This is a genomic window from Paenirhodobacter hankyongi (assembly GCF_003664585.1).
Lineage (GTDB): Bacteria > Pseudomonadota > Alphaproteobacteria > Rhodobacterales > Rhodobacteraceae > Rhodobacter > Rhodobacter hankyongi.
In genome coordinates this window covers 131254-144098 of record NZ_RCHI01000005.1, presented here as the reverse complement: position 1 = coordinate 144098, position 12845 = coordinate 131254, and the positions used below count along the sequence as shown (strand labels likewise).

8 protein-coding genes are annotated in these 12845 nt (G+C 66.6%); 7 read left to right on the top strand and 1 reads right to left on the bottom strand.

The annotated features are described in order from the left end of the window. Nucleotides 1-2 precede the first annotated feature (2 nt). Nucleotides 3-401: a hypothetical protein gene (locus tag DYS74_RS07100; RefSeq protein ID WP_121532289.1), complete on the bottom strand. Its 399-nt coding sequence runs from the start codon at nucleotides 399-401 to the stop codon at nucleotides 3-5. Nucleotides 402-567: 166 nt separating this feature from the next. Here DYS74_RS07100 and DYS74_RS07095 point away from each other — a divergent pair, with 166 nt between their 5' ends. From DYS74_RS07095 to DYS74_RS07065, 7 genes are all read left to right on the top strand, one after another. Further along, nucleotides 568-1623 carry a sensor histidine kinase gene (locus tag DYS74_RS07095; RefSeq protein ID WP_121532288.1) on the top strand — a complete coding sequence of 352 codons (1056 nt, stop codon included), beginning with the start codon at nucleotides 568-570 and terminating at the stop codon, nucleotides 1621-1623. A 196-nt stretch (nucleotides 1624-1819) separates the two neighbouring features. After that, nucleotides 1820-4216, top strand: coding sequence for a glycogen/starch/alpha-glucan phosphorylase (locus DYS74_RS07090; RefSeq protein ID WP_281272456.1), 2397 nt, complete (start codon nucleotides 1820-1822; stop codon nucleotides 4214-4216). Nucleotides 4217-4224: 8 nt separating this feature from the next. After that, nucleotides 4225-6384 (top strand): 1,4-alpha-glucan branching protein GlgB, encoded by a 2160-nt coding sequence (gene glgB, locus DYS74_RS07085; protein WP_121532284.1) that lies wholly within the window; start codon nucleotides 4225-4227, stop codon nucleotides 6382-6384. A gap of 22 nt (nucleotides 6385-6406) precedes the next feature. Then, complete coding sequence (glgC, locus tag DYS74_RS07080; protein ID WP_121532282.1) at nucleotides 6407-7678, top strand: glucose-1-phosphate adenylyltransferase; 1272 nt, start codon at nucleotides 6407-6409, stop codon at nucleotides 7676-7678. A gap of 57 nt (nucleotides 7679-7735) precedes the next feature. After that, nucleotides 7736-9172 (top strand): glycogen synthase GlgA, encoded by a 1437-nt coding sequence (gene glgA / locus DYS74_RS07075; protein WP_121532280.1) that lies wholly within the window; start codon nucleotides 7736-7738, stop codon nucleotides 9170-9172. Beyond that, nucleotides 9169-11187, top strand: a complete 2019-nt coding sequence (glgX, locus tag DYS74_RS07070) for a glycogen debranching protein GlgX (protein ID WP_121532278.1) — start codon at nucleotides 9169-9171, stop codon at nucleotides 11185-11187. Before glgA ends, glgX begins: the two co-directional genes overlap by 4 nt. After that, nucleotides 11184-12809 (top strand): alpha-D-glucose phosphate-specific phosphoglucomutase, encoded by a 1626-nt coding sequence (locus tag DYS74_RS07065; protein WP_121532276.1) that lies wholly within the window; start codon nucleotides 11184-11186, stop codon nucleotides 12807-12809. The genes glgX and DYS74_RS07065 overlap by 4 nt, the downstream gene beginning before the upstream one ends. Nucleotides 12810-12845 lie beyond the last annotated feature (36 nt).

Sequence of the window (12845 nt, the reverse complement as noted above, 5' to 3'; positions counted from 1 at the left end):
GCTCAGCCCAGCTCGGGCGGCAGCTCGAGAATGTCGAAATTGCCACCGTGCCAGATCTGCCGCACCTCGGCGAGGATCAGGCGCGGGTTCGGCAACGGCGCACTGTAGGCCCGCAGCGCGCCGTGATAGCCGAGCGCCTCGAGCAGCCGCGCAAGATCGAGGATGTCATGCTCGGGGCAGACGAGGGGCGACAGCACCACATCGGGCGCGGTGCGCGCGATCAGCGTCGCGTCGATCGCGGCGAGCGGCACGATGGTGATCGCCACCCCAGACACTCCACGCAGCGCGAGCGGCAGCGATTGCGACGGCTCCACCACCAGGATGCGTCGCCCGGAGAGAGGCGATTCGTCCTCGGCCCCGGAATGGGGCCGGCCGCCTGCAGGGCCCTTCGAAAACAGCATCGTCACGTCCCGTCACCGTGCGCCGCCCATCGTTCGACGCGCTGAAAATACTGGATTGGCAGACGAAGGCTTTGCCCCGGGACGCTCCGCCTGCAACCGGAGAATGTCGCATGGTTTACTCCCGCGCGTTTTTGGTCAAGGTTTCCGCGCGCAGAAGGAGCAAAACATGCCCGATTTCCTGACAGCCTCTCTGGTCGATGCCCTGCCACTGCCGATTTTGCTGGTAAATCGGGCGGAACGGATCGTTTCGGCCAATCCCGCGGCGCGGCTGCTGTTTGGCCGCGACATCGAGGGGCGTGCCTTCGTCACCGTGCTGCGCCAGCCCGCGCTTGGCCAGGCGCTCGAGGAGGCGCTGCAAGATGAGCGCTCCGGCCGGGTGCGGCTGCGGATCTCCTCGAACGGGCGCGAGATGGTGGCGATGGCGACGGTCTCGCCGCTGCCGCCCGGGGACGAGATCGGCCTGCCGCAGGGCGGGGCGGTGGTGGCGATCGAGGATGTCACCGCGCTCGAGGAGGCCGAGGTGATGCGGCGCGATTTCGTCGCCAATGTCAGCCACGAGCTGCGCACGCCACTCACCGCGCTGATGGGCTTTGTCGAGACCCTGCGCGGCGCGGCCAAGGACGACCCGGTGGCGCGCGACCGCTTCCTTGCGATCATGGAACGCGAGGCGGGGCGGATGAACCGGCTGGTGGGCGATCTGCTGTCGCTGAGCCGGGTCGAGGCCGAGGAGCGGCGGCGCCCGACCTCGGATGTCGACCTCTCGGCGGTGCTGAAGGGGGCAAAGCAGACGCTGCAGCCGCTCGCCGAAGCCCGCGGCGTCACGCTGATCCGCGAGGGCGAGGACGGGGTGATGCGGGTGAAGGGCGATCCCGACCAGCTCACCCAGATCTTCGCCAACCTGATCGAGAACGCGATCAAGTATGGCGGCTCGGGCGGCGAGGTGCGGATCAACGTCGCCCGCATCGCACATGAGCCGGTGCTGCGCGGCCCGGCGCTGCGCGTCGAGGTCAGCGACAAGGGCGAGGGCATCGAGTCGATCCACCTGCCGCGGCTGACCGAACGCTTCTACCGCGTCGACACGCATCGCTCGCGCGAGCAGGGCGGAACAGGCCTCGGTCTCGCAATCGTGAAGCACATCGTCGCCCGCCACCGCGGCCGGCTGAAGATCGAGAGCGAGAAGGGCAAGGGCAGCCGGTTCAGCGTGATCCTGCCCGCCGGCTGATCCGTGGCGAAGCGGCAAAATCCGGCGCAACCCCGCGATCTGCCATGAATTCTTTACGATCCTCTGGTCGAGTGCCGCAGAAACGGGCAAAGCCGGAACCGCCATGCCACAGGTGGCGACAGCTTTTCCGTGCGGCTTGACGGCGTGCCCCGTGCATCCCATCAAGGGATTAACGAAGTGCGCGAAAGGTGTGATCGTGAAAGATGTTATCGCCCCCTCCGTCGAAACCCTGCGGGAAGAGATCCTGCGGCATCTGATCTATTCGATGGGGAAGGACGCGGGGCATGCCTCGGTCTACGACTGGCGCATGGCGCTGAGCTTCGCGATCCGCGACCGGATCGTCGAGCCGTGGTTTGCCGCCACCAAGCAGACCTGGGAACAGGGCCACAAGCGCGTCTACTACCTGTCGATGGAATTCCTGATCGGCCGCATGCTCGAGGATGCGGCGATCAACCTCGGCATGCGCGCGGTGTGCCGCGAGGCGATCGAGAGCCTCGGCCAGGACTGGCGCGCGGTGGTCGAGGACGAACCCGACGCGGCGCTTGGCAACGGCGGGCTTGGCCGTCTGGCGGCGTGCTACATGGAAAGCATGGCGACGCTCGGCTGCCCGGGCTATGGCTATGGCATCCGCTACGAGCACGGGCTCTTCCGTCAGCGCTTCGAGGGCGGGCGTCAGGTCGAGACCCCCGAGGACTGGCTCAAGCAGCGCCACCCGTGGGAGTTCGAACGCCCCGAGGCGGCCTATGAGATCGGCTTCAAGGGCGGCGTCGAGACCCGCAACGGCAAGACCGTCTGGGTGCCGGCCGAGACGGTGATCGCCGAGGCCTTCGACATGCCGGTGATCGGCTGGCAGGGCAAATGGGCGAACACGCTGCGGCTGTGGTCGGCGAAACCCACGACGCTCTTCGACCTCGCGCGCTTCAACCACGGCGATTACACCGCCGCGGCCGAGCCCGAGACGCTCGCCCGCACGCTCAGCCGGGTGCTCTATCCCGACGACACCACCTATCAGGGCAAGGAGCTGCGGCTGAAGCAGGAGTATTTCCTGACCGGCGCGGCCCTGCATGACATCATCCGCCGGCATCTGGCGGGCGGTTACAAGCTGGCGGACCTGTCGAAATATGTCGCGATCCAGATGAACGACACCCATCCGGCGATTGCCGGGCCGGAGCTCGTGCGGATCCTGACCGATCTTTACGACATGCCCTTCGACGACGCGATCGCAACGGCGGTCGAATGTCTGGGCTATACCAACCACACGCTCCTGCCCGAGGCGCTCGAACGCTGGGCGACCTATCTGATGGGCTCGGTGCTGCCGCGCCACATGCAGATCATCGAGCAGATCGACGCCTGGCACCTGCGCACCAACCCCTCGCGGCCGCATTACGTCGGCATCGTCAAGCATCACGAGGTGCGGATGGGCGAGCTCGCGTTCGTGACCGCGCACAAGGTGAACGGCGTCTCGGCGCTGCACACCGAGCTGGTGAAGCAGAACCTCTTCCCAGAGCTGCACAAGCTGCACCCCGACCGGATCGTGAACGAGACGAATGGCGTCACCCCGCGGCGCTGGCTGCGGATGGCGAACCCGGCGCTGTCGCATCTGATCAGCGACACCATCGGCGAGGGCTGGGAGGCCGATCTCGACCGCCTGCGCGAGCTCGAGCCCTCGATCGAGGACAAGGGATTCCGCGATGCCTTTGCGGCGGCGAAACGGGTCAACAAGGAAGCGCTGTCGAACTGGATCGGGCAGAGCCAGGGGGTGAAGATCGACCCCGACGCGATCTTCGACGTGCAGATCAAGCGCATCCACGAATACAAGCGCCAGTTGCTGAACGTCCTGCAGACCATCGCGCAATGGCACGAGATCCGCAACGACCCGACCGCAAACTGGCAGCCGCGGGTCAAGATCTTTGGCGGCAAGGCCGCGCCCGGCTATCAGGCGGCGAAGGAAGTCATCCGCCTGATCAATGACGTGGCCGAGGTCGTGAACAACGATCCCTATGTCGACGGGCGGCTGAAGATCGTCTATCCGCCGAATTACAACGTCTCGATGGCCGAGCGACTGATCCCGGCCTCGGACCTCTCCGAACAGATCTCCACCGCGGGCAAGGAAGCCTCGGGTACCGGCAACATGAAGTTCGCGCTGAACGGCGCGCTGACCATCGGCACGCTCGATGGCGCGAATGTCGAGATCCGCGAACAGGTGGGGGCGGAGAACTTCTTCCTGTTCGGGCTGACCGCGCAGGAGGTGATGAAGCGCCGCGAGGATCCCGAGCACGCGCGTCACGCCATTCTCGAAAGCCAGACGCTGCAGGACGTGCTGCAGATGATCGCCGAGGGCCGCTTCAGCCCGGACGAGCCGACCCGCTATCACGGCCTCGTCCACAACATGTGGCACTCGGACTATTTCCTTGTTTCCTCGGATTTCGAGGCCTACCGTGACGCTCAGGCCGAGGTCGACAAGACCTTTGCCGAGCCTGATAAATGGTGGCGCATGGCGGCTATGAACACCGCGCGCATGGGTTTCTTCTCCTCCGACCGAGCCATTCGTGGTTATATGACAGACATCTGGGGGACTGAGTCCGCCCTCTGAGGAATTGCATGAGCTTGATTGACAGATCCGAAGCCGAGGCGCTGGTCGAAGGCCGGCACGGTGACCCGTTTTCCGTATTGGGGCTGCACCGGACAGCAAAAGGCAACAGGATCGTGGCCCTCGTGCCCGACGCTCAGCGCCTTTGGGCGATTGGCGCAAAGGAAGTGGAGCTCGAGCAGGTTCTGCCGGGGCTCTTCTGCGGCACGTGGAACGAACCGCTCTACCGGCTGCGGGCGCAGAATGCCCAGGCCACCTGGGATTTCGAGGATCCCTATCGCTTCGCGCCGGTGCTTGGCTCGATCGACGAATACCTGATCGGCGAGGGCACGCACCACCGGCTGTGGGAGGCCCTCGGCGCGCATGTGATGACGCATGAAGGCCACAGCGGCGTGCATTTTGCCGTCTGGGCACCGAATGCGCAGCGCGTCTCGGTCGTCGGCAGCTTCAACAGCTGGGACGGGCGGCGCCATCAGATGCGCCGGCGCGGCTCGACCGGGGTGTGGGAGATCTTCCTGCCCGGGCTGGTTCCGGGCGACATGTACAAATACGAGATCCTTGGCGCCGAAGGCCGGCTGCTGCCGACCAAGGCCGACCCGGTCGGGTTCGGGGCCGAGCATCCGCCGGCGACCGCCTCGGTGGTGCGAGAGCTCGATCTGCATGACTGGGGCGACGGTTTGTGGATGAAGGGCCGCGCGAAGGCGCAGGACGTGCACACGCCGGTGTCGATCTACGAGGTCCATCTGGGCTCGTGGCGGCGCGTGTGGGAAGAGGCCGGACGGCCGCTCAGCTACTACGAGCTCTCCTCACAACTCGTTGATTACGTGGCGGATCTTGGATTCACCCATATCGAACTCCTGCCGATCACCGAACACCCGTTCGACGGCAGCTGGGGCTATCAGCCGGTTGGCCTCTTCGCGCCGACCATCCGCCACGGCCGCCCGGAGGAATTCGCGGCCTTCGTCGATGCGGCGCACCGGCGCGGGCTTGGCGTCATCCTCGACTGGGTGCCGGGCCATTTCCCGACCGACGACCACGGCCTGCGGCGTTTCGACGGCACGGCGCTTTACGAACATGCCGACCCGAAGGAAGGCTTCCACCGCGACTGGAACACGCTGATCTACAATTTCGGCCGGCGCGAGGTGGCTAACTTCCTCGAGGCCAACGCCTTGTTCTGGCTGGAACAATACCACCTCGACGGGCTGCGCGTGGATGCCGTCGCCTCGATGCTCTACCGCGACTATTCGCGTTCCGAGGGAGAGTGGGTGCCGAACTGCTATGGCGGGCGCGAGAACCTCGAGGCGATCGAGTTCCTCAAGCAGGTCAACATGCTGGCCTATGGCAAGTCGCCGGGGATCATGACCGTGGCCGAGGAAAGCACCGCCTTTCCGGGAGTGACAAGCCCGGTGCATCGCGGCGGGCTTGGCTTCGGCTACAAGTGGAACATGGGCTGGATGAACGACACGCTGCGCTATTTCAGCCGTGACCCGATCCATCGCCGCTTCCACCACAACGAGCTGACCTTCGCAAGTTCATACACTTACAGCGAAAACTTCATCCTGCCGATCAGCCATGACGAGGTCGTGCACGGCAAGGGCTCGATGATCGGCAAGATGCCGGGCGATGCGGCGGAGAAATTCGCCAACCTGCGCGCCTTCTATGCCTTCCAGTGGACACACCCGGGCAAGAAGCTGCTGTTCATGGGGCAGGAATTCGCCCAGTGGCAGGAGTGGGACAGCGGTGCGGCACTCGACTGGGCGCTGCTCGATGCGCCTTTGCATGCGGGGATGCGCAATCTGGTGCGCGATCTGAACCGGATCTACCGCGAGATGCCGGCGCTGCACTGGGGCGATTGCGACCCGCGCGGCTTTGCCTGGATCGAGGCCGACGATGCCGAGCGCTCGCTTTACGTCTTCGAGCGCCGCGCCCCCGGACGACGGCCGGTAGTGGTCGCCGCCAACCTGACACCGATCGAGCGCACGACGCGCATCGGCCTGCCCACGGCCGGCAGCTGGCGCGAGATCCTGAACACCGAGAGCGGCCATTACGGTGGCGCCAACTGGGGCAATCTCGGAGAAATCATTGCAGAGGAAATTCCTTGGATGCGCCGTGAGTTCAGTGCCGAAGTTTACCTGCCGCCGCTGGCGGTGGTGATGTTCACGCCGGACTGACGCGGGAAGAAGGAGGGGGAAAATGAACACGCAACCCAACCAGCGGCTCTCGTCGCAGGCGATGGCCTTCATCCTGGCCGGTGGCCGCGGCTCGCGCCTGAAGGAACTGACCGACCGCCGCGCCAAGCCCGCCGTCTATTTCGGCGGCAAGACCCGGATCATCGACTTTGCGCTGTCGAATGCGCTGAACTCGGGCATCCGCAAGATGGCGATCGCCACGCAATACAAGGCGCACAGCCTCATTCGCCACATGCAGCGCGGCTGGAACTTCTTCCGTGCCGAACGCAACGAATACCTCGACATCCTGCCCGCCTCGCAGCGGGTGAGCGAAAGCAAGTGGTACATGGGCACCGCCGATGCGGTGGCGCAGAACATCGACATCATCGAGGATTACAAGGTCAAGTATGTCGTGATCCTGGCGGGCGACCACGTCTACAAGATGGATTACGAGATCATGCTGCGCCAGCATGTCGAGACCGGCGCCGATGTGACCATCGGCTGTCTGACCGTGCCGCGCGTCGAGGCCTCGGCGTTTGGCTGCATGGCGGTCGATGCCAGCGGCCGGGTGACGGACTTTCTCGAAAAGCCGAAGGATCCGCCGGGCATGCCGGGCGACCCCACGCACACGCTGGCCTCGATGGGGATCTATGTCTTCGACTGGGCGTTCCTGCGTGACCTGCTGATCCGCGACAGCGAGGACCCGAATTCGAGCCACGATTTCGGCCACGACCTGATCCCGCAGATCGTGAAGAACGGCAAGGCGATGGCGCATCGCTTCTCGGAAAGCTGCGTCAAGACCGGGCTCGAGACCGAACCCTACTGGCGCGACGTCGGCACCGTCGATGCGTTCTGGCAGGCGAATATCGACCTCACCGAATTCACCCCGAAGCTCGATCTCTACGACAACGCCTGGCCGATCTGGACCTATGCCGAGCTGGTGCCGCCGGCGAAGTTCATCCATGACGAAGACGGCCGGCGCGGCTCGGCGGTCAGCTCGCTGGTCTCGGGTGACTGCATCGTCTCGGGGTCCGAGGTGCGCAACTCGCTGCTCTTCACCGGCTGCCGCGCGCACAGCTGGTCGAGCCTCGATCACGTCGTGGCGCTGCCCTATGCCGACATCGGCCGCAAGGCCGAGCTCAGCCGCTGCGTCATCGATCGCGGCGTGCAGATCCCCGAGGGCCTGATCGTCGGCGAGGATCCGGAAGAGGACGCGAAATGGTTCCGCGTCACCGAGGGCGGGGTCGTGCTGATCACCCAGGCGATGCTGGATCGCCGGGCGGCCACGCTCGAGTAACACCGGCGGCGACCTTAGGGCCGCCGCGCCATCCCGAACACGGCGAAAGGGAGACGCATGAAACGGGTTCTTTCTGTGGCATCGGAAGCGGTTCCGCTGGTCAAGACCGGCGGGCTTGCCGACGTGGTGGGCGCGCTGCCGGCGGCGCTGGCCGGGCAGGGCTGGCACACCCGTCTGCTGGTGCCGGGCTATCCGGCGGTGATGACGCGCATCGGCCGCAGGGACATGGTCTGGGCCGAGGAGGATTTCTTCGGCGGTCTGGGCGAGGTCTATCTGGGCACCGTCGACGGGGTCGAGGTGATGGCGCTTGACGCACCGCATCTCTTCGATCGGGCGGGCGGACCCTATTCCGATGCCCATGGCGACTACTGGGACAATGCCGAACGCTTCGCCGCGCTTGGCTGGGCCGCGGCGGTGATCGCGCGCGACGGGGTCGAGGGCTGGAAGCCCGAGATCGTGCATGCCCATGACTGGCAGGGCGCGCTGGCGCCGGCCTATCTGCGCTATTGGGGCGTCGATGTGCCGAGCGTGCTGACGATCCATAACATCGCCTTCCAGGGCCGCGTCAGCACCGCGAAGATGGGCGCGCTGCGCCTGCCGCATGAATGGTTCCACCCCGACGGCTACGAGTTCTGGGGCGACATCTCGATGCTCAAGGCGGGGATGATGGCCGCGAGCGCGATCACCACCGTCAGCCCGCGCTATGCCGAGGAGCTGATGCGCGGCGAGTTCGGTCTTGGCCTCGACGGCGTGATCCAGGCGCGGGCGACGGCCATGCATGGCATCCTGAACGGCATCGACCAGACCGTCTGGGACCCGGCGACCGATCCCGCGGTGGTGCCGTTCTCGGTGCCGCGGCTGGCCGCGAAGGGGCGCAACCGCGCGGCCCTGCTCGCGGAATTCGGCCTCGACCCGGATCTTCCCGGTCCGCTTGCCGTGCTGGTGTCGCGGCTGACGCCGCAAAAGGGCATCGACCTGCTGCCGCGGGTGATCGACGATTTCGTCCGGCTGGGCGGCGGTCTGTGCGTGCTGGGCTCTGGCGACGGCTGGGCCGAGCAGGAGATGCGTGCCATCGCCGAGCGTTATCCCGACCGGGTCGGCGTGCGCATCGGCTATGACGAGGTGCTGAGCCACCGCATGTTCGCCGGCGGCGACGCGGTGCTGGTGCCCTCGCGCTTCGAGCCCTGCGGCCTGACCCAGCTCTACGGGCTGCGCTATGGCTGCGTGCCGGTGGTTTCGGCCGTGGGGGGGCTCTTTGACACCGTGATCGGCGCCACCCCGGCGACCGAGGCGGCCAATGCCGCAACCGGCATCGTCTTCCATCCCGTCGACGCCCTTGCGCTGCAGCAGGCCTTGCGTAAACTCGTGTCCCTCTACCAGGACAGCAAGGGATGGAATGCGATGGTGCGGCGCGCAATGAAGGCCGACTGGGGCTGGGACCGTTCGGCCGCCGCCTATGCCGCCCTGTTCGACAGTCTCGTGCAGCCGTCATGATCCTCGCCGGAGATCCCTGCCGACCGGGGGCAACCCCGGCTGCAGGCGGGGTGAATTTCTCGATCTTCGCGGCCCATGCCGAGAAGGTCGAGCTGTGTCTGTTCCGCGGCGGGATCGAGGAGCGGATCGAGCTGCCCGAACGCTCGGGCGAGATCTGGCACGGCTTCGTGCCGGGGCTCGAGACCGGTGCGGAATACGGCTATCGCATCTCGGGCCCCTGGGCGCCCGAGATGGGGCACCGCTACAACCCCGCCAAGCTGCTGATCGACCCCTATGCGCGTGAGCTGACGGCGCCGCTGCGGTGGGACCCGCTGATGCAGGGCGGCGGCGGGCCGATGCGCCCGGACCGGCGCGACAGTGCGCCGGTGATGCCGCGCACGCGCGTCTGCACGGTCGAGAAACCGCTTTGGAACCGTCCGGCAACCCATTGGACGGAAACGGTGATCTACGAAGCCCATGTGAAGGGGCTGACGATGCGGCACCCCGATGTGCCGCCCGCGCTGCGCGGCACCTTCCGCGGTGTGGCGACGGAGCCGGTGATTGCCCATCTGCGCGCGCTCGGCGTCACCGCGATCGAGCTCCTGCCGGTCTGCGCCTTCATCGACGACCGCTTCCTCGTCGAGAAGGGCTTGCGCAACTACTGGGGCTATCAGCCTGCGGCCTTCTTCGCTCCCGAGCCGCGCTATGGCACGCGCGAGGATTTCCGCGCCATGGTGCGCGCACTGCACGCAGCGGGGATCGAGGTGATCCTCGACGTCGTCTTCAACCACACCTGCGAGGGCGACGGCGCCGGCCCGACGCTCAGCCTGCGCGGCGTCGACAACGCCGCCTTCTACCGGCTGGCCGAGGGCGGGCGCGCCTATGTCAACGACACCGGCACCGGTAATACGTTGAACCTCTCGCATCCCTTCGTGCTGCGCATGGTGATGGATTGCCTGCGCCACTGGGTCGAGGAGATGGGCGTCGACGGCTTCCGCTTCGACCTCGCCGCGACGCTTGCCCGCGACGCGACGGGCGGGTTCAACAGCGATGCCGCCTTCCTCTCTGCGCTGCGCCAGGACCCGGTGCTGTGCGGCGTGAAGCTGATCGCCGAGCCCTGGGACATCGGCCCGGGCGGCTATCGGCTGGGCGGTTTCCCGCATCCGTTCTCGGAATGGAACGACCGTTTCCGCGACGGGCTGCGGCGGTTCTGGCGCGGCGATGCCGGGCAGATGCCGGAGCTTGCACGCCGCATCTCGGGCTCGGCCGAGGTTTTCGACCACGCCGGACGGCCCGCGACGGCAAGCCTGAACTTCCTCACGGCCCATGATGGCTTCACCCTGCAAGACCTTGTTGCCTTTAACGAAAAGCACAACGAGGCGAATGGGGAAGCAAACCGGGACGGCCATAACGAGAACTATTCGCAGGCGCTCGCCGACCCCGAGGCGCAGCTTGCGCGCAAGCGCGCGCTGCTCGCCACGCTGATGATCTCGCAAGGCGTGCCGATGCTGCTGGGCGGCGACGAGATCGGCAACAGCCAGGGCGGCAACAACAACGCCTATGCGCAGGACAACCCGATCGGCTGGATCGACTGGAAAGGCGCCGACATGGCACTTGCGGCTTTTGTCGGCCGGCTCACCGCGATCCGCCGCGCCCATCCGGTGCTGCGCCAGCGCCGCTTCCTGCACGCCAAGCTGCGCGCCCAGGACGGCATGCGCGACCTGATCTGGTGGCGCCCGGACGGCATCGAACCCTCGCAGCGCGACTGGCTCGATGCGCAGGAGCGCTGCCTGTGCGCCGAGATCCGCGGCGCGGCCGAGGGCTATGAGGGCGAGGCGGCGGGCGAGGCCGTCTTCGTCATCTGCAACGCCGGCGAGGCGACCGAAGCGGTGCTGCCGCCCGGTCGCTGGACGTGCCTTCTCGACACCGCCAGACCCGATGCGCCCGAAGCCGCTCATCCCGCCGCAGTGACTTGCGTCGCCGCCCAATCTGTTCAACTGTTCGCCCGGCCCACGGCTCAAGAGGAGCACCCATGACGACCCATTCCACCACGCCCTTCGAGGGGCAAAAGCCCGGCACCTCGGGCCTGCGCAAGAAGACCCCGGTCTTCATGCAGCCGAATTTCCTCGAGAATTTCGTGCAGTCGACCTTCGACGCGATCGGCGGCGTGGAGGGCAAGACCCTCGTCCTCGGCGGTGACGGCCGCTATTTCGGGGCCGAGGCGGCGCAGACGATCCTGAAGATGGCGGCCGCGAACGGCGCCGCGCGGGTGATCGTCGGGCAGGGCGCCTGGCTCTCGACGCCGGCCGCCTCGAACATGATCCGTGCGCGCAAGGCGGATGGCGGGCTGATCCTGTCGGCAAGCCATAACCCCGGCGGCCCGAACGAGGATTTCGGGGTGAAATACAACAGTGCGAACGGCGGTCCGGCCCCCGAGGCGGTGACCGACGCGATCTTCGCGCGCACCAGGACGATCACCGAATATCGCAAGCTCGACGTGGCGGACGCCGACCTGTCGCGGCCCGGCGAGCAGCCGATGGGCGCGATGGTGGTCGAGGTCGTCGACCCCGTGGCGGCCTATGCCGACCTCATGGAAACTCTTTTCGATTTCAAGGCATTGCGCGGTCTTTTTCATGGCGGCTTCACGATGCGCATGGATTCGATGTGCGCCATCACCGGCCCCTATGCGACAGAGATCTTCGAAAACCGGCTGGGCGCTGCGCCGGGCACCGTGGTGCATGGCACGCCGCTGCCCGATTTCGGCGGCATGCACCCCGACCCGAACCCGACCTGGGCGCATGAGCTGATGGACGAGCTGATGGGCTCCGCGGCGCCCGATTTCGGCGCGGCCTCGGATGGCGACGGCGACCGCAACATGATCCTCGGCCGCGGCATCTATGTCTCGCCCTCGGACAGCCTTGCGGTGATCGCGGCGAATGCGACGCTGGTGCCCGGCTATGCCGACGGGCTGAAGGGGGTGGCGCGCTCGATGCCAACCTCGACCGCGGTCGACCGGGTGGCGCAGGCCCTTGGCCTCGACTGCTACGAGACGCCGACGGGCTGGAAGTTCTTCGGCAACCTGATGGATGCTGGCCGCGTCAGCCTGTGCGGCGAGGAAAGCTTTGGCACCGGTTCCGACCACGTGCGCGAGAAGGACGGGCTCTGGGCGATCCTGATGTGGCTCAACATCATCGCCGTGCGCGGTCAGTCGGTGGCCGAGATCATGGCCGAGCATTTCGCCCGCTATGGCCGGAACTACTATTCCCGCCACGATTACGAGGCCCTGCCGACCGAGGTCGCAAATGCCATGCTCGACGCGCTGCGCGCCCGGCTCGACGGCCTGAAAGGCACGGCATTGCAAGGACTTGTGGTCGAAAGTGCAGATGAATTCTGCTACACCGACCCGGTCGATGGCTCGGTCTCGGCGCATCAGGGCTTCCGCATCCTCTTCGAGGGCGGCTCGCGCGTGGTGTTGCGGCTCTCTGGCACCGGCACCGAGGGGGCGACGCTGCGCGTCTATCTCGAGCGCTACGTTGCCGGCCCCGAGGGCCTGAGCGAGGACCCGCAGGCGGCGCTGGCCCCGATCATCGCGGCGACCGAGGAGATCGTCGGCATCAAGGCCCGCACCGGCCGGCCGGGGCCGAACGTCATCTCCTGAGACTTAGGTCGAATAGTCAAACCCCGACGCGCGGAT

What these genes read in the sequence shown, in the direction of transcription:
- glgB (WP_121532284.1), top strand. Translation starts at nt 4,225, where the DNA reads ATGAGCTTGATTGACAGATCCGAAGCCGAGGCGCTGGTCGAAGGCCGG.
- glgA (WP_121532280.1), top strand. Translation starts at nt 7,736, where the DNA reads ATGAAACGGGTTCTTTCTGTGGCATCGGAAGCGGTTCCGCTGGTCAAG.
- glgX (WP_121532278.1), top strand. Translation starts at nt 9,169, where the DNA reads ATGATCCTCGCCGGAGATCCCTGCCGACCGGGGGCAACCCCGGCTGCA.
- DYS74_RS07065 (WP_121532276.1), top strand. Translation starts at nt 11,184, where the DNA reads ATGACGACCCATTCCACCACGCCCTTCGAGGGGCAAAAGCCCGGCACC.
- DYS74_RS07095 (WP_121532288.1), top strand. Translation starts at nt 568, where the DNA reads ATGCCCGATTTCCTGACAGCCTCTCTGGTCGATGCCCTGCCACTGCCG.
- DYS74_RS07100 (WP_121532289.1), bottom strand. Translation starts at nt 401, where the DNA reads ATGCTGTTTTCGAAGGGCCCTGCAGGCGGCCGGCCCCATTCCGGGGCC.
- glgC (WP_121532282.1), top strand. Translation starts at nt 6,407, where the DNA reads ATGAACACGCAACCCAACCAGCGGCTCTCGTCGCAGGCGATGGCCTTC.